The following is a 16,523-nucleotide window of genomic DNA, read 5'->3' on the forward strand; positions in this document are numbered from 1 at the left end:
GCCGCGTCCTTGGTACCTAAGGAAACGCTCACCGAGCCGGATGGAATCCTTATGTTCGAATCAGGGGTCCATTTCCGGCCGGACGTCGCTTGTCTGGCCGGAAGCTTCGCGTCGGCCCCCTTGACGGGTTTCGCGTCCGGCAGGGGCGTATTGGGCGGGACCCACACCTTTGGCGGTTTGTCGGCGGCTTCGACGGCAGGAAGGCCGAGGCCGGAGAAGAGAACTGAGAGTGCGGCGATGACCGCGACGCGCGATCGTCTGGTGCGCGAGCGCACGGCGGAGCCACTTCTGCGAGACAACCGAATCCCCCCACAGGACACAGAAAGCACGAACTCCGGACCGGCGGGGTCCGGAACAAACGCACTTTACGAAGCATCCGTTCGATTTATCAGCGGAGTCTCATATTCCTCATGAGTGACTCATGTCACTCATGGCACACCTGGGGTGTTCGTTACCCAAATCGGACACCAGAACCTGATAAATCGTTGACAGAATTGCAGACGTGAAGGGATTGTGCCGCTGACTTCTGTCCGTCTCACAGCTCAGGGGGGCCATCACGTGAGATCGTCATTTTCAGCGTCGCGGACACCAAGGCCGGGGGGCCGCGGTCGGCGGGCCTTGCGCGTCTCGATGCTGCCCGTCGCCGGGGCGGCCGTGCTCTCGCTCGGAGCCGGCCTGATCGCGGCTTCGACCGCGGCGGCCGACGACGGCGCGCGCGGCCATGGGCCAGGGCCGAGCGCCTGGCCCGCACCTCCGCCCAAACCGGCGCCCAGTGCGCAGGAAGCGGCTGTCACCAAAGCTCTCGGTGAGGCGAAGAAGAGCGGCAAGCGGGTGGCCATCGCCGATCTGACCACCCCGGGCTCGCAGACGTTCGCCAACCCCGGCGGCACGCTGACCACCGAGTCAGCCGCCGTACCGGAGCGCCTCAAGGGCGCGGACGGGCAATGGCATCCGCTCGACGCCACCCTTCGTGCCACTGCCGAGGGCGCGGTCGTACCGGCCGCCGTCTCCTCGAAGCTCAGCTTCTCCGGCGGCGGTACCGGCCCCATGGTCTCCATGGCCACGGCGGACGGCCGGAAACTGGCCTTCAAGGCCCCGTTCCCGCTCCCCAAGCCCGCGCTCGCCGGGGACAGCGCCCTCTACCGGAACGTGCTCGCGGATGTGGACCTGCGGCTGAGCGCCGACCGGCAGGGTGGCTGGAGCCAGGTGCTGATCGTGCGGACCGCGCAGGCCGCTGCCGGCCCGGAGATGAAGAAGCTCCGGCTGGAGGTCCAGGCGGAGGGACTGACCGTCGCCGCCGACGGCGCGGGCAACCTCGACGTCAAGGACACCGACGGCCGGACCCGGTTCACCGGCCCGACCTCCCTGATGTGGGACTCCGCCGCCGCGCCCGCCGGAGCCCCGTCGTCGGGCAAGTCGGCCGGAGCCCCGCGGTCCGCCCCCGCCTCGGAGGGGGCGCCCGAGGCCTCCACAGCGGACGGCCCGGGCGCCGGCGCCGCCGTTAAGCCGGTCAAGACGACGGCGGACGCGAAGGGGATCGAACTCGTCCCCGATCCCGAACTGCTGGGCAAGGGAACCGGCCCCTGGTACATCGACCCGGGCTTCAACCTGGTCCTCGACAACACCAACCAGGCGTGGGCCCAGGTCCAAGAGGCCTATCCCGACACCAACGAGTTCAACGGCACCGAGCACGGCCAGGACAAGCCGGCCACCGGGTACTGCGGGTACAACATCGGCAACCCGCCCTGCACCGGGATCGGCCGCACCCGCGCCTACTTCCAGATCGGGGTGGACTCCAGGCTCTACAACGCCGAGATCCTCAACGCGACGTTCTCCGCGACCGTGATCTCCTCGTCCAGCCCGAGCACACCCACCCCGATGGGCCTGTACTCCACCAACGCCATCGGCAACCCGACCAGCTGGAACCGGCAGCCGTGCGGAACCGGCTCCACGATGCAGGGCTGCGGCCAGGTCGGGCACACCAGCATGTCGGGCACCGGCCAGATCGACTTCAACGTCACGGACCTGGTGAAGAACGCCGCCCGGTACCAGTGGCCCACCATCACCGTCGGCCTCGCCCCCGACGACGAGTACAACAAGTACTACCGGCAGCGGTACGAGAACACCCCGCACATCGTCGTCGAGTACGACGTCACGCCCACCGTGTGGTGGCCCCGTACCCGCCCGACGCCCGGATTCGCGAGCTCGGCTTCGTACGCCGACTGCCGTACGCCCGGCACCGCGAACCCGTGGGACAACCCCGGCTGGGTCGGCGCCAACAACAACGTCACCCTCACCACCTCCACCTACTCGGCCACCAAGCGGCAGCTCCAGACGACCTTCCAGTACTGGGACGACGACACCGGCAAGACCGCGTACGCCCAGACCGGCTGGAACGGCGACTACGGGGACGCGACGGTCGACATCGGCCCGCTGGCCGACGGACACCAGTACGGCTGGGCGGCACGCACCACGGACGGCACGCTGACCAGCGCGCCCACCGACTGGTGCTTCCTGCGCGTCGACCGCACCCCGCCCACCGCGGCGGTCAGCTCCACCGACTTCCCCGCCTCCGGCACCATCGGCGCCCACCCCAAGCAGACGGGCGACGAAGGCACCTTCACCCTGACCGGCACCGACCCCGCACCGGCAGCCGGCGGCCGCTCCTCGGGCCTGGCCTGCGCGCGCTGGACCACCGACCCCGTCAGGGCCTTGGCCGGAAACTGGAAGTGCACCGACCCGGACACGGCCAAGTTCACCGACGGTAAGGCCGATATCAAGTTCACTCCCCAGGGCTGGGGCACCCACTACCTCTACGTACAGACCCAGGACAACGCGGGCAACCTGTCCCGGCCCGTCGTCTACGGCTACTACGTTCCGTCCAACCCGAACGCCACGAAACCGATCTTCGGTGACGTCACCGGCGACCGGAAGGCAGACGTCCTCCTGCCCGACACCACGGGCGTGCTGCGCGTGATCGGCGCCGGCGCGGACCCGGCTGCGGCCCCGAAGGCGAGCATCAACTCCGCCCCCGGCAACAACGGCTGGAACAACATCCAGATCAGCCACCGGGGCAGCACCGGCTCCCAGAACGTGGACGATCTGTTCGCGCACGCGCCTTCTTCTCCGTCGCTCCACCTGTACCGCAATGACGACAGGAGTCCTGGCCGGTTCGACGCTCAGGCACCCGTCCCCATGGTCAAGCCGAGCGACTGCGCCACGCCGGCGCACGCCCCTCTCGACTGCGCGGCGGTCGGCTACGGCCCGGACTGGTCCAAGGTCGACCAGATCGCCGCGTTCGGCTCGATCACCGGTGACACCAGCACCAAGCCGAACACCCTGCCGGAGACCTCGCTGCTGTTCGTGGAGAACGGACGGCTGTGGCTGACCGCCGCCGTCGGACCCGATGAGCTTGAGTCTCCGGCCGTCCTCCTCTCCGCCAACGACACCCGGTGGGACGGCTACGACCTGATCACCCCCGGCCGCGCCCAGGGAACCGACTTCCCCACCTTGTGGGCCCGTTCCAAGACCGACGGCGCGCTGCACGCCTTCTCCGTCAAAGGCACCGCGCAGGCACCCGACCTCACCGGCTTCACCGACCCGGCCGCCGGGCTGATCTCCGGCAAGGTCGAACCGAAGACCTACCCCCGTGTCGGTTCCAACGGCGACCTGAACGGGGACGGCATCCCCGACCTGTGGGCCGTCGACAGCAATCAGCAGCTCGTCGCCTTCAACGGCTCCGGCACCATGACCGGGGGCACGGGCGCCTCCTACCCGATGACCAGTGGGGTCGGCACAGCCGCCGTGACACTGGGCAACCTCAACATCCCCACGGGCCAGTGGCCGCTGACCGGGCAGGCCGGCACCACCACCCCCGACACCGTCGGCAAGAACGACGCCACGACGGCCGGCATGAGCTTCCTCTCCGACACGATCGGCATACGCGCCACCACGTACGCGAGCTTCCACGGTTCGGAATCGGAGTCGACCATCACCACCGCCCGACCGGCCGTCGACACCAGGAAGAGCTTCACCATCAGCACCTGGGCCAAGGCGGGTGCACAGGGCAAGGTCGTCGCCAGTCAGGACGGCAATCGGACCAGCTCCTTCATCCTGTACGCCGACGACTCCTCGAACTGGCGCTTCGCCCTCGCCAACGCCGACGCCGACGGATGGCCCTTCGACTACACCAACACCGCCAACGACGCTGCCCGGTTCGTTCCGGGCGCGTGGACCCGTTTGACAGCCGTCTACAACGCGGACACCGGACTCATCAGCCTCTACGTCAACGGTGTACTGGCCGGCACCGGAGCGCACCGGGCCGCCACGAGCCCCGCCCCCGGCGGGCCCCTCGTCCTCGGCCGGTACAAGGCCAACGGAACCGCTCGGGACCTCCTCGACGGCGGTATCAGCGACTTCGCCGTCCACCCCTACGCCGTTGCCCCCACCGCACCGGACGCGGCCGGCCCCATCGCGCTGTCCGCTTCGGCCGCCAACTGCGTCGACAACGACTTCAACCGCCCCAACCCCGGCAACAAGATTCAGATCGCCGCCTGCAACGGCAGCAACGCGCAGAAGTTCCAGATCCGGGGCGACGGAACCATCCGAACCAATGGAATGTGCCTCGGCGCGACGAACGCGGGCACCGCGAACACGACGCCCATCGAGCTCCAGGTCTGCGACAGCAGCGCCCCGGGTCAGCGGTTCCTGCCCCGGGCCGACAACAGCATCCACAACCCGGTCTCCGGCCGCTGCCTCGACCTCGGCAACCTCGACACCCATCCCGGAACCCCGGTCTGGCTGTACGACTGCAACGCCAGCCCCGCCCAGCGCTGGACCATCCCCACCCTCGGCACCGCGCCCCTGCCCGCCCCCGCCGCGTAGCGGAAGCATGCCGAAGGGGCGGCGCCCGGTCTTCCGGTCGCCGCCCCTTCGGTTTGCTCGGACACCCCGGCGGGAGGCGAAACGGAGCAGTTCTTGTCTCTCCTTTGTTCCTGGCGTGCGTCCCGGTAACCACCCCTTGCCGAATCTATCGAATCTCGATAGATTCCAATCGTAACTCGATGGAAGGATGGGTCATGGGAAAGCTGACCGTGGGTGCGCTGCGGGCGGTGCTCGTGGTGGTGTTCGCCGGCACCGTGTTCGTGCAGGCGGGGATGGTCTGGGCGCTGGTCAGCGGGAACGATCCGGAGGACGGGTCGCTGCCGTTGACCCCGCTGCGCGTGATCACGATCCTGGGCATGATGTCGGCCCAGGTCGCCCTGGTCTGCGTATGGCGGCTGGTGACGATGGTGCGCCGCGGGACCGTTTTCTCCCACGCAGCTTTCCGGTACGTGGACGTCATGATCGGCGCGATCGTGTCGGCCGCCCTGGTGTGGTTCGCGGTCACGGCCATCAACGCGCCGGGGCAGCGGGAGGATCCGGGCGTCACCGTCATCATGGCCGGGGTCGGGGTGGCCATCCTGGGGGTCGCGCTCATGGTTCTCGTACTGCGGATGCTGCTCGCGCAGGCCGTCGCGCGTGACGTCCAGGCGGCGCAGATGCAGGCCGAGTTGGACGAGGTGATCTGATGCCGATCAGCGTCGACATCGACGTGATGCTGGCCAGGCGCAAGATGTCCGTGGGCGAGCTCGCGGAGCGCGTGGGGATCACGCCCGCCAACCTGGCGGTACTGAAGAACGGCCGCGCCAAGGCGGTGCGCTTCGCGACGCTCGCCGCGCTGTGCGAGGTGCTCGGCTGCCAGCCGGGCGATCTGCTGCGCTGGGAGGCCGAGGAGTCCGAGGAGGCCGAGGGCGTCGCGGAGGGCGCAGCCGCCGTGCCGGCCGCGGAGGCCGCGGACGGGTGAACCGCCCCACGGCCGCGTCCCGCGAGCGGACCGCCGTGCGATCGCAGTCCTCCGGGGCGCCCGACCGCTGATCCAGCGTGCCGGGCGCCGTCGGCGTCAGCGGGGGAGCTCCTCGCCGGCCCGGCCGCCGAGGCGGGCGACCCCCGGAACCGCCAGGCACAACAGGCTCGACGCGATGACCAGGATGCCGCCGCCGGTCAGGACGGTGGCCGAGCCGAAGGCGTCGACGGCCGGGCCGACCAGGACGTAGCCGAGGGGGAGGAGGGCGTAGGCGCTGAGCTGGTCCAGGGCGAAGACCTTGCCCAGCACGTCGGAGGGGAAGGCCCGCTGGAGCGCGGAGGCCCAGTACACGAAGTACATCTCCACGACGAAGCCGCCCAGGGCGAAACAGGCGGCGACCCCGACCAGGGGGAAGGGGCCGACCAGGGAGAGCGGGACCAGGGCGTAGCCGGTGAGTACGAGCATCGCCACCGTGCCCGGCGCCTTGGGGCGCCAGCGGCCCGCGACCACGATCGCCGGGAGCGCGCCGATGGCCATCGCGGAGAGCACCACGCCGTAGGCGACGTCGCCGCCGAAGTGCTCGCGGGAGACCACCGGCAGCAGGGTCAGGGCCGTCGCGGAACCGGCGAACAGGTGCAGGCAGACGGTGAACATCACGGCCGTCGCCCACGGCCTGCGCCGGACGGCCCGCAGCCCGTGGGCCGCGTCGGCGAGCACCGAACGTCGTGCCCGGCCCGAGGAGGGCACCTCTTCCGGCACCTTCAGCACCGTCAGGGCGCCCAGGGCGAAGACCAGCCCGGCGAGGACCAGCGCCGTGCGCACCCCCACGAGGGCCACCAGCGACACGCCGACCAGGGCGCCCAGAACGGCGGAACTCCGGTGCGCGGCGGCGACCAGCGCGTTGCCGCGTTCGAGCAGCGCGTCGGGCAGCAGCGAGGGGATGAGGGAGCGGGCCGCCGGTCGGGACATCGCCTCTCCGGCACCCATCAACATCGTCAGCAGGGGCAGCGAGGCGACGGGCAGCCACGGGAGCAGCGCGGCGGCCGTGAGGATCAGGACGGCGCGGAACAGATCGGCGCCGAACAGGATCCGGGTGCGCTTCATGCGGTCGGCGAGTACGCCGCCCACCAGAAGGCACAGGACCAGCGACACGGCGCGGCCGCCGAGGACCAGGCCGACATCGCCGGCGCCGCCGCCCGAGTGGAGGACGTACAGGCTCAGTGCCACCGGCAGCAGCTGGTCGCCGACCGCGCCGCTGGCCTGGCCCAGCCACACCCGCAGGAACCTCGGGTGCTCGCGCAGCGTCCCGGCGGTGGTGGCCGGGGCGGCTCGTTCGGGTGCCACTTCGGTGCTCATGCGGCGACGCCTTCCGTGTCCGCAGCCGTGCCGGCATCCGCGCCCGTGTCCGCATCGGTATCCGTGTCCGTGTCCGCGGCCGCGGCCGACGCCCGACCGCGGGCGTGGTCGGCCGGAGTCACCAGCCCGATGCCGACCAGCGCCTCCGAGACCTCGGTGGCCTCCAGGACGCCGAGGGCCTCGGCCAGGGCGCCGAAGTTCAGCTCGGGGCCGCGGCGCAGGGAGTGGAGGACGGGTGCGACGGCCGCCGGTACGCGCGCCGTGCGGGTGCCGGTCGTCAGCAGCGCGGTGCCGTCCGGTTCTTCCGTCACCCGGAACACCGCCCCGTCGCGCAGCCGGTAGGGCGCGGACGCCGGCCCCGGCAGTACGGGAACGGGCTCGGGGACGACGGACTTGAAGGCGCCGGAGCGCACCGCCCAGAGCACGTCGGCGGTGTCGGTGGTCTTCGCGGACGCGGCCAGCCGCTCCGCCGCCTCGGCGAGCACCGTACGGGCCAGCTCCGCGTCCTCCTCCAGGTCGTCGAGCGAGACCGTCGCGCGCAGCCAGGCATCGTCCTGGACGGCCCTGCTGACCAGCTCGGTCAGCAGGTCGTGGCGGGTGACCGGCGGGATGGCGATCGTCAGGTGCATGGAGAGCTCCTCCTGCGTGCGCGGTGAGTGGAAGGTGCCGCGCGGGAAGTACAGCGAGTCGCCCTCGCGCAGCACCAGTTCGGTGAGGGGCTCACTGGCGGCGCGCAGCTCGTTCCGCCGCCGGTCCGTGGAGTGGAACCAGGCGTGGGCCGGCAGCGGATCGGCGAACGGCTGGGTGCGCAGCTCCCAGCTCTTGCTCCCGGTGATCTGGAGGACGAGCACGTCCTCGGTGTCGTAGTGCAGGTCGACGCCCTGCGAGTGCGGCGGGGTGACGAAGGCGTTGATGCGTACGGGATGGCCCAGTTCGGCCGACAACCGGTGGGCGAAGCGGCGCAGCGGCGGGTGGAAGCGCTGCAGGGACCGGATGATGAGGGTGTGCCCGGAAGCGAGCGCGGCGCGCACGGTGTCCGTCGACACGAACGGCGCAGAGCCCGGGGCGTCGCCGTCCTCGACGGCGCTGCCGCGGGAGACGGGCGCCTCGGCGTTGTCGCGCAGCAGCCGGATGGAGGAAGTGCGCAGGCCCGCGCTCAGGACGTCGTCCAGGGCCTCGGGCGAGAAGAGGTCGCCGAAGCCGCCGGGCAGTTCGGCGGCCGTGCTGTGCAGGTACCGACGGCCGAATATCCGGGTGCGGAAGGTGTCGGGTGATGCGGAGGTGCAGCGTTCCAGGGCCATGGTCCGCTCCCTTCGGGTGGTCGGATCTTCGGTCGTCGCGCCGGGACGGAGAACAGAGGACGGGGGGACAGGGGGCAGGAGGCAGGAGGCAGGAGGCAGGAGGCAGGAGGCAGGGGGACGAGGACGGGGGGACAGGGCGGGGATCAGGGCGCGAGGCGCAGGGCTCCGCGTACCAGGAGCAGGCCCAACGGGCCGCTGCCCGCAGCGCCGTCGGCGGTGAACTCCTGCGCGCCAACGGTGTCCCCCGCGGCGAGCCGTTCCAGGAGCCCGCGAGCGGACGGCGGGAACCGGGCCCGGAAGCGCCCGAAGTCGGCCACCACCGACCCGTCGTCCTCGTACGTCAGGCCGATGTCGCCGCTCGCCGCGTAGCGGGTACCGGGAGCGGCCAGGGCCGCGAGTGCCCGCAGAACGCCGGCCAGTGCGGCCCCCTCCCGCTCCGCGCCGTCGCCGACGGGCACGGTGTCCAGGCGTTCGAATGCGCCGGACGCGTGCGCGTGCACCAGGGCGCCGATCTCCTGCGCCGGGTCGAGGCTGTTCAGATCGCGGTCGGGCCCCGACGCGCGCAGCGCAGCGAGCAGGGTGTCGGCGGCGAGGGCGCCGAGGGTGGGCCGTCGGGCCGCGAGGGAGAGGTGCAGGGAGTGGCCGCCGGTGGACTCGGCGTGGTGCGGGGTGCCGCGCGGGACGTACAGGACGTCGCCGGGCTCCAGCAGCGGGGTGAGCGCGACCGGGCCGAGCGCGGAAGGGGGCAGCGCGCCCGCGGTGAGCGGTACCGGGCGCAACTGCTCGTGCACGGTCCACTGCTTGCTGCCGGACAGCTGGAGGACGAAGACGTCCTCGTCGTCGATGTGCGGGGCCAGGCCCTTGCGGGCGGGCGGTGTGAGGAAGGCGACGGCGTCCACCGGGCAGGACAGGGAGGCCACGAGCCGTTCGCAGAGCGACCCGACGGCGGGCACGAGCAGTTCCACGGCGTCGAGGACGAGGGTCGCGCCGAGACCGAAGTGGCTGAGCACCTTCTCGGGGACGATCGCGTCGGTCACGGTTCCGTGCCCGATGCGGCGGACGCCGGTGTACGTGCTCTCGGCGACCTGCTGTCCGTCGCGGACCAGGCGGACGTGGGGCAGCCGCAGGGCCCGGGCGGTGAGGAGGTCGGCGAGGTCCGCCAGTGAGAGGAGACCGGCGAAGGCCTCGGGGGAGACGGCTCTGCGCAGCAGGGGGGTGCGGGTCCAGTGCCGGCGCAGGAACTCCTCGGGGTCGCCCACGAGCGTGGCGAGTGCGCCGCCGCCCTCCGAGGGGGCGGCGGGCGCCGGCGCGCGGGGTGCGGTCGTGGCCGTGTCAACGGTTGCCGTTCGCATCGTCAGACCTTCGAAGGGGGCGGGAAGGCGAAGTCGGCCGGGACCAGCGGCCCGGGGCCGTCGGGGACACCGGCGGAGAGCAGGTACACCGCGAACTCCTCCGCGGGGTCCACCCCGAGGAAGCGCTCCACCTCGTCGTCGGCGAACGCGACGGTCTGGAAGGGGCCCAGACCCAGCGCCGTGGCGGTCAGGGCGAAGGTCTGGCCGTAGTGGCCGGCGTCGTACATCCACAGGCGGTACGCGCGGGGGTGGCGGTACTTCCAGGCGAGCCGGTTGGCGACGGCCGTGGTGAAGATCGTGAACGCCCCCTCGTACGAGGGCTCTTGGTCGTACGTCAGCTCCGCGATCCGTTCCCGCGGGGCGTCGGGGTCCAGCAGTTCCAGGGCGTGACGGGCGGGCGCGTAGTGGTAGAGGCCCGGCTGGACGCCTTCGACGTCGTAGACCACCACGTACGCCTCGACCTCGTGGCGGCCGCCGGCGGAGGAGCTGACCCGGCACTGCTGGGGGCCGAACGGGCCGCCGTGGATGAACCGGTGCGGCGCGAAGCTGTGGAAGAGCAGGGTCCCGAGCTGGTCCAGGGAGACGGGGGCGCCGGTGAACCTGCGGTGCGTGCGCCGGGTGGCGAAGACGTCCTCGACCGGGGCGTCGAGGCGCAGCGGCCGGCGGGGCAGCATCACGACCGGGTTGTCGGGGTACTCCTTGAAGATGTCCGGAGCGCCGCCCTCGGAGGTGATTTCCTCGACGAGCTCGACCCGCTGGGGGGAGTGGACCAGGTAGTTGGCGTTGCGGGCCTCGTCGTGGAAGCGCTCGGTGACGGCGCCCCAGCGCTCCCACAGCTCGGGAAGCGGCGGAGCGTCCTCGTTCGGAACCAGGACGCCGAGGCCGGTGAGGGTTTCCACGGCCGTGCGCACCCGGGCGCGCTCCTCGGCGGGGTGGCGCTCGGCGAGCTCCTGCGCATCGGCCCCGTCGCCGGCTTCCGTCAGGAGTGCGAGCAGATCGGGGGTGACCTCGATCCAGCGGCGCTGCCCGGGGATTCCCATCCGCAGTCCGTCCGGATGCCAGCTGAGGACCAGGTGTTCCCGGCGGCGGACCTTCATGATCGAATCTCCTCATCGGTGTCCTGGGCGCGTTGCGGGGCTTACGGTGGAATCAGCACGGTCCCTTGGTGGAGCGCAACGTCCGGCTGCGAGACACAGCCCGTCTCGCAGCCGGACGGTTTTCTGTGCGGACCCCGTTCACGTGCGGGCCCTGGGCTCACTACAGGCTCGGGTGGTGAGCCACGACCTCGCGGTCCTCGATGATGACGATGTCCATTTCCTTACCTCCCTTCGGGAACTCGGAAATGCGTCGGTCGTCAGAGGCTCGGGTGGTGAGCGACGACCTCACGGTCCTCGATGATGACGATGTCCATTTCTCTGCACCTCCCCTCTGTTTCCGGTTTTCCGCGGTGTGCTTTCCGCGTTGGATTAATAACACCATTTCCGGGGCGCCGGGCAAAGGGTTTTCTGCGGTGAATCCGGAGGGCATCGCCGTTCCCGAATCCTTGTTTCTGGAATTCCGATCCGGGCATCGGCCCCCGGAACGGCGAAGGCGGCTGCGGCACGTCGTCCGTGCCGCAGCCGCACACAGGGGGCCGGGTTCGAGCCCGCGGTGTCCTTCCGGCGCCCTCCCGGACACCTTTCCGGACACCTTTCCGGACAGCTTTCCGGACAGCTTTCCTGACGCCTTTTCCCACCGCTCAGGCGCCGGCGCCCTTTTCCTTCCGGGAGAGGAATGCCAGGGACAGGGCGGCCGCCAGCGCGGACACTCCCGCCACCACCCACATACCGGTACCGATGCCCGCGTTGAACGAGGCGTTGACGGCCTCGGTCACCGAGGCCGAGGACCGGCCGCTGCCATTGCCGCCGCTGCGCGCCACCTCGACGACCGCCGACGCGACCGGCTGGGGCACGTGCGCCGCTGCCAACCGGTCCGGGAGCACGCCGATGAACCGTACGGCCAGCACCGAGCCCAGGACCGCGGTCGCGAGCACCGAACCGACCTGCCGGAAGGCGGTGACCGCGTTGGAGGCCGAGCCCATCTGGGCCGGCTGGACCACCGCGAAGGCGGCTGCCGTCGACGGCGCGACCACCAGACCACTGCCCAGCCCCAGCAGGGCCAGGCCCAGGGCCGTGATCCCGTACGCACTGTCCGGCTGCTGCCCGACCAGGACGACCGCGGCGGCGCCCGTGACCACGGAACCGGCGGCCAGCAGCCGGCCCGGTCCCACCTTCGCCGCGATCCGCTGCGCCACCAGGGTGGACAGCACGAACGCGACCATCGCGGGCAGCAGCTTCAGGCCCGTCTCCAGCGGCGGGGTCGCCTGGACCCGCTGGAGGTACATCACTTCGAGGAAGATGACGCCGACGAAGGTGAACAGCGCGCTCGCCGACACCACCAGCGTGGCCGAGACCCGCAGCGAACCCATCATCCGGACGTCCAGCATCGGCACGGGAGCCCGCCGCTCCACCAGCACCAGGGCGGTCAGCGACACCGCGGCCACCACCAGTGAGGCCACCACCACCGGGTCGTCGTACCCGGCCCGCCCGCCGACGGCGATCCCGTACACCAGGGTGCCCAGGCCGACGACGGACAGGAACTGGCCGCCCAGGTCGAGCGCCCGGTCGGCGACCTTGGTCTCCTTCACCGCGTACAGCGCCAGCGCCACCGTCACCACGGCGATCGGCGTGTTCACGAGGTAGACGGCCGGCCAGTCGAAGCGGTCGAGCAGCGCGCCGCCGAGCAGGGGCCCGACCGCGAGACCCACGCCGGACATGGAGACCCAGATGGTGATGTAGCGCAGCATGCGCGGCAGGTCGACGAAGAAGGTCGTGGTGATGATGGCCAGCGACGTCGGCAGCACCAGCGCGCCGCCGATCCCGCTGATCGCCCGCCCCACCAGCACCTGCGCGAAACCGCTCGCCGTCGCGACCACGAGCGAACCGGCGGCGAGCGCCACCACGCCGGTGACGAACACCCGGCGCCGGCCGAAGCGTTCGCCGAGCGCCCCGCCCGAGAGCACGCAGGCCGCCACGACCAGGGTGTACGTGCTCGACACCCAGCTCAGGTCGGCGGGCGGGACCTGCATGTCCACCTGGAGGGCGCGCAAGGTCGAGATCGCGGCCGTCACCTCGATGAAGGACATGAACAGTCCCAGACAGGCGACGGCCAGCACCAGCCTGCCGTGCTCGATCACCGGCTTCGCCGGCGCCGCCGCCTCGGCCTGCGCGTCGGCCGGCGTCCGGCCCATGGTGGTGCTCATCGGCCACCCTCCTTCTCCGCCAGCCGTGCCACCGCGTCGTCCCAGGCCACCGGCAGGTCATCGCGGCCGACCGGATAGAAGACGAACACCGAACGGTCCATCACCTTCCGCAGCCGGCTGACGATCCGGGCATGCGGGTCGGACCGGGAAAACCGGTCGAGGGACTCCTGGTCCGACCACGCGGACAGGGTCCAGAAGGTCTTCTTCATCGGCTCGGCCCGCAACGAGGCACCGATCACCCCCGGCGCCGACCGCACCTGCTTCCAGACCACCAGCGACAGCAGGAAGAACCGGGGGACGTGGAGCAGGGAGGTGACCTGGAGCTTGGACGCCATGACCACGGCCTGGCCGGTGTCGGCTGGCGCGGCTCCGGCGGCGGCCCCGGGCATCCAGGGAATGGTGGGCATGGAGCTCTCTCCTCTACTACGGCATGCAACGCAGGACCACGGCGGAACGACCCGCCTCTGACAAGAGGCGGACGGGCGGCGCATCCGGACAGCACGGAAGGAGGAACTTCATATCGTGGGAACAGTTGGCTCGATTCCGCCCTGTGCGTGAGGACGCCCGGATCCGGACAACGGCCCCCCGCCCCATCGGCCTTTCCGATGGGCGCCCGGGCATCCGTGATGCGCCGTTTGACCCCGCGCGGCGCCAGACCTACGTTTCGAGCCGTGCCGGCCCGCCACCGCCGCCGCCGTCACCATCCCCACACCGAACCTCGCGCCCCGCCACGGCTACCGCCACCGTCACCGCCACCGCCGTGCGGGCGACAGCACGAAGTTCCGCCCCCCACCAGAGGTGTCACCCCTCTGCGCTCCAGCCGCCGTCGCGCAACGCGACCGGTTCCATGACCAACGCTTGAGCCGAAGGGCTGCCTGCCATGACCACCCGAGTCGCTGTCGTCGGTGCCGGCATATCCGGACTGTCCGCCGCCCACCACTTGCCGGACGACGTCGAAGTCACCGTGTACGAGAAGGACGACCGGCCCGGCGGCCACGCGCTGACCGTCGAGGTCGAGGAGGAGGACGGCCGCACGATCGGCATCGACACCGCCTTCGTGGTCTTCAACTCCCGTACGTACCCGCAGATCACGGCCTTCTTCGAGGAGATCGGCGCCCCTTCCCTCGACCACACGGGCGGCTTCGACTTCTTCGACCTCGACCGCGGCCTCGACTACGGGACGGCCGAATTCGAACTCTCCGAGGAAGAGATCGCCCAGCGCTATCCGGCCGACTTCCTCACCCTGTGGCGGGACGCCGAACGCTTCCACCGCGAGGCCCCCCGCGACTTCCTGCGCAAGCGCACCGACATGGCGCTCGGCGAGTACCTGCGGCGGGGCGGCTACTCCGACGCCTTCAAGTACGGCTACGTGGTGCTGCTCGCCACCGCCGTCTGGTCGGTCCCCGCCGAACTCATCTGGGAAATGCCCGCGACGACCGTCATCGCCTTCTTCATGTCGCACGACCCCGGCGGCCTCGGCGGACGCACCGTCGCCTGGAAGACCGTCGCCGGCGGCAGCATCGAGTACGTCCGCAGGGTCGTCGCCGGCATCAACGGCAAGGTGCGCACCTCCAGCCCGGTCACCCGGGTCCGCGAAGAGGCGGACGGCGTGGTCGTCACCACCGCCGACGGCGAGGAACGCTACGACTACGCCGTCCTCGCCTCCCACGCCGACCAGACCCTCGCGATGCTGGAACGGCCGAGCGCCCTCCAGGCCGAGGTCCTGGGCAAGGTCCGCTACAGCTCCACCAGTGCGGTCCTGCACACCGACCCCGCCGCCATGCCGCCCCACCGCGAGCGCTGGCAGAGCTGGAACTACGGGCTCAAGACGGTCGACGGCCGCACCCGCACCTGGGTCGCGTACTACATGAACTCGCTCCAGGGCTTCACCGCCCGCAAGGACTACTTCGTCACGCTCGACTCCCCGATCGTGCCGCGCGACGAGTTCGTCATCCGCGAACTGCCCTTCACCCACCCGATCATCGATCTCGGCGTCCGCACGATGCAGCGCACCATCTACGACGTCAACGAGACCGGCCGGATCAAGCTCGCCGGCTCGTACTTCCACTCCCCGAAGATCGGCCACGACCTGATCGGGTCCCACGAGGCCGGATTCGTCTCCGGACTCAAGGCCGCCGAGTCCATCAACCGCGACATCAACCCCCGCGCCGTCAAGAAGTGAATCGAGGCAGTCCCATGCAGACCGTCACCGCACTGGAAGCACAGGCCTGGCTGGTGGAGAAGCTGGCCGTCCGGCTCGGCGTAGAGCCCGCCGACATCGACGTCGACCGCTACTTCGACGAGTTCGACCTCGACTCGACCGAAGCCCTCATCCTCGCCGGCGAGCTGGAGAAGTGGCTCGGCTTCGAGCTGGAGGCGACCGCGCTCTGGTACCACCCGACCGTCGCCGCGCTGTCCGAGCACATCGCCGAGGAGAGCGCGCGCAATGTCGCCGCGGCCTGACCCGACGGCCCCCCGTCCGGTCCTGCGGCTCCTGCGGGACGCGGACGGCCCGGCCGGCCGGCGGATCTGCGCCGTCCACCCGGGCGCGCTGGCGGCAGCCGAGTGGGAAACGCTCGCCGCACGGCTGCCCGCGGACACCGCCGTGTACCTGCTCGACCTGGGCAACGTCCCCGAGTTCCTGACCGCCGCCCTCGACCCGCGTGCGCCGGCCGTCTCCATCGGGGACCTGGCCGCCCGCTGCCTGGACGAACTGGCGGCGGCACGGATCGACACCGGGCCTTTCACGCTGGCCGGCTGGTCCTTCGGCGGCGTCGTCGCCTACGAGATCGCCGCCCGCCTCGACGCGACCGGCCGCGGCGCGCTCCTGCGGGACCTCGTCCTGCTCGACAGCATCGCACCCGTCCCCGCCTTCAAGCGCACCGACGAACTGCTCGACGCGGCGATGCTCCTCGACTGGTTCGCCATGTACCTCGGCGCCAAGCGCCGCAGTCCGTTCACCGTGAGCATCCCGCCCCTCGCCGTGCCCGAGGACGGACTGCACCTGGTCCTCGACGCCGCCATCGCCCAGGGCCTCCTGCCGGCCGACACGGAACTCGCCGGACTGAGCAAGCTGTACGCCGCCTACCAGGGCGGCCTGTCCCGCAACAACCGCTGCACCGCACCCTACGAGCCGGGCCCGCTGGAGCGGCCCCTCACCCTCGTCAAGCCGGAGCGCTCCCTGCTCCCCGCCGAAGGCGACCTCGGCTGGAGCGGCCTCAGCAGCCGTCCCGTACGGCAGGTGGACGTCCCCGGCGACCACTACACGATGCTTCGGGACCCCGAGGCAGTGAACGCGCTCGCCGGCCTGCTGGCCGGCTCGGCCGTCGTCTGAAAAACCGTGGATTTCGGGCCCCGCCCACCCGCCG

General features: G+C 71.1%; 12 protein-coding genes. 6 read left to right on the forward strand and 6 right to left on the reverse strand.

Annotation, left to right across the window (positions count from 1 at the left end; all coding sequences use genetic code 11):
• The first annotated feature begins 618 nt into the window (after window positions 1–618).
• The 3 genes from AB0M92_RS27515 (at window position 619) to AB0M92_RS27525 (ending at window position 5,845) form a co-directional block, all read left to right on the forward strand.
• A complete protein-coding gene (locus tag AB0M92_RS27515; protein WP_366104989.1) occupies window positions 619–4,884 on the forward strand; it encodes a ricin-type beta-trefoil lectin domain protein in 4,266 nt (1,421 codons plus the stop codon).
• A 194-nt stretch (window positions 4,885–5,078) separates the two neighbouring features.
• On the forward strand, window positions 5,079–5,570 hold the full coding sequence (locus AB0M92_RS27520; RefSeq protein ID WP_366104990.1) for a DUF2975 domain-containing protein: 492 nt from the start codon (window positions 5,079–5,081) through the stop codon (window positions 5,568–5,570).
• Complete coding sequence (locus AB0M92_RS27525; protein WP_366104991.1) at window positions 5,570–5,845, forward strand: helix-turn-helix transcriptional regulator; 276 nt, start codon at window positions 5,570–5,572, stop codon at window positions 5,843–5,845. The genes AB0M92_RS27520 and AB0M92_RS27525 overlap by 1 nt, the downstream gene beginning before the upstream one ends.
• A gap of 96 nt (window positions 5,846–5,941) precedes the next feature.
• On the opposite strand, the gene AB0M92_RS27530 is transcribed toward AB0M92_RS27525, so the two are convergent.
• The 6 genes from AB0M92_RS27530 to AB0M92_RS27555 form a co-directional block, all read right to left on the reverse strand.
• A complete protein-coding gene (locus AB0M92_RS27530) occupies window positions 5,942–7,201 on the reverse strand; it encodes an MFS transporter (protein WP_366104992.1) in 1,260 nt (419 codons plus the stop codon).
• Entirely contained in the window at window positions 7,198–8,502 is a 1,305-nt protein-coding gene (locus AB0M92_RS27535) for a cupin domain-containing protein (RefSeq protein ID WP_366104993.1), read from the reverse strand. Before AB0M92_RS27535 ends, AB0M92_RS27530 begins: the two co-directional genes overlap by 4 nt.
• Before the next feature lie 143 nt (window positions 8,503–8,645).
• Complete coding sequence (locus AB0M92_RS27540) at window positions 8,646–9,854, reverse strand: cupin domain-containing protein (RefSeq protein WP_366104994.1); 1,209 nt, start codon at window positions 9,852–9,854, stop codon at window positions 8,646–8,648.
• Window positions 9,855–9,856: 2 nt separating this feature from the next.
• Window positions 9,857–10,951 carry a SagB/ThcOx family dehydrogenase gene (locus AB0M92_RS27545; RefSeq protein WP_366104995.1) on the reverse strand — a complete coding sequence of 365 codons (1,095 nt, stop codon included), beginning with the start codon at window positions 10,949–10,951 and terminating at the stop codon, window positions 9,857–9,859.
• Between the two features lie 641 nt (window positions 10,952–11,592).
• Window positions 11,593–13,155 carry an MFS transporter gene (locus AB0M92_RS27550; protein ID WP_366104996.1) on the reverse strand — a complete coding sequence of 521 codons (1,563 nt, stop codon included), beginning with the start codon at window positions 13,153–13,155 and terminating at the stop codon, window positions 11,593–11,595.
• Window positions 13,152–13,562, reverse strand: a complete 411-nt coding sequence (locus AB0M92_RS27555) for a DUF3291 domain-containing protein (RefSeq protein ID WP_366104997.1) — start codon at window positions 13,560–13,562, stop codon at window positions 13,152–13,154. Before AB0M92_RS27555 ends, AB0M92_RS27550 begins: the two co-directional genes overlap by 4 nt.
• A 473-nt stretch (window positions 13,563–14,035) precedes the next feature.
• Between AB0M92_RS27555 and AB0M92_RS27560 the strand changes: the two genes are divergently transcribed.
• From AB0M92_RS27560 to AB0M92_RS27570, 3 genes are read left to right on the forward strand one after another with little or no spacing between them, the layout of a single operon-like run.
• The gene (locus AB0M92_RS27560) at window positions 14,036–15,337 is read left to right on the forward strand and encodes an FAD-dependent oxidoreductase (protein WP_366104998.1); all 1,302 of its coding nucleotides are present in this window, start codon (window positions 14,036–14,038) and stop codon (window positions 15,335–15,337) included.
• Between the two features lie 14 nt (window positions 15,338–15,351).
• Window positions 15,352–15,618 carry an acyl carrier protein gene (locus AB0M92_RS27565; RefSeq protein WP_366104999.1) on the forward strand — a complete coding sequence of 89 codons (267 nt, stop codon included), beginning with the start codon at window positions 15,352–15,354 and terminating at the stop codon, window positions 15,616–15,618.
• Window positions 15,602–16,489: an alpha/beta fold hydrolase gene (locus tag AB0M92_RS27570; RefSeq protein ID WP_366105000.1), complete on the forward strand. Its 888-nt coding sequence runs from the start codon at window positions 15,602–15,604 to the stop codon at window positions 16,487–16,489. The genes AB0M92_RS27565 and AB0M92_RS27570 overlap by 17 nt, the downstream gene beginning before the upstream one ends.
• The last annotated feature ends 34 nt before the right edge of the window (window positions 16,490–16,523 follow it).

The organism is Streptomyces sp. NPDC051582, from assembly GCF_040681715.1.
Classification (GTDB): Bacteria; Actinomycetota; Actinomycetes; order Streptomycetales; family Streptomycetaceae; genus Streptomyces.

Bases quoted from the DNA above. Each gene is read 5' to 3' on its own strand.
- AB0M92_RS27520 (WP_366104990.1), top strand. From the start codon at position 5,079: ATGGGAAAGCTGACCGTGGGTGCGCTGCGGGCGGTGCTCGTGGTGGTG.
- AB0M92_RS27525 (WP_366104991.1), top strand. From the start codon at position 5,570: ATGCCGATCAGCGTCGACATCGACGTGATGCTGGCCAGGCGCAAGATG.
- AB0M92_RS27530 (WP_366104992.1), bottom strand. From the start codon at position 7,201: ATGAGCACCGAAGTGGCACCCGAACGAGCCGCCCCGGCCACCACCGCC.
- AB0M92_RS27535 (WP_366104993.1), bottom strand. From the start codon at position 8,502: ATGGCCCTGGAACGCTGCACCTCCGCATCACCCGACACCTTCCGCACC.
- AB0M92_RS27540 (WP_366104994.1), bottom strand. From the start codon at position 9,854: ATGCGAACGGCAACCGTTGACACGGCCACGACCGCACCCCGCGCGCCG.
- AB0M92_RS27545 (WP_366104995.1), bottom strand. From the start codon at position 10,951: ATGAAGGTCCGCCGCCGGGAACACCTGGTCCTCAGCTGGCATCCGGAC.
- AB0M92_RS27550 (WP_366104996.1), bottom strand. From the start codon at position 13,155: ATGAGCACCACCATGGGCCGGACGCCGGCCGACGCGCAGGCCGAGGCG.
- AB0M92_RS27555 (WP_366104997.1), bottom strand. From the start codon at position 13,562: ATGCCCACCATTCCCTGGATGCCCGGGGCCGCCGCCGGAGCCGCGCCA.
- AB0M92_RS27560 (WP_366104998.1), top strand. From the start codon at position 14,036: ATGACCACCCGAGTCGCTGTCGTCGGTGCCGGCATATCCGGACTGTCC.
- AB0M92_RS27565 (WP_366104999.1), top strand. From the start codon at position 15,352: ATGCAGACCGTCACCGCACTGGAAGCACAGGCCTGGCTGGTGGAGAAG.
- AB0M92_RS27570 (WP_366105000.1), top strand. From the start codon at position 15,602: ATGTCGCCGCGGCCTGACCCGACGGCCCCCCGTCCGGTCCTGCGGCTC.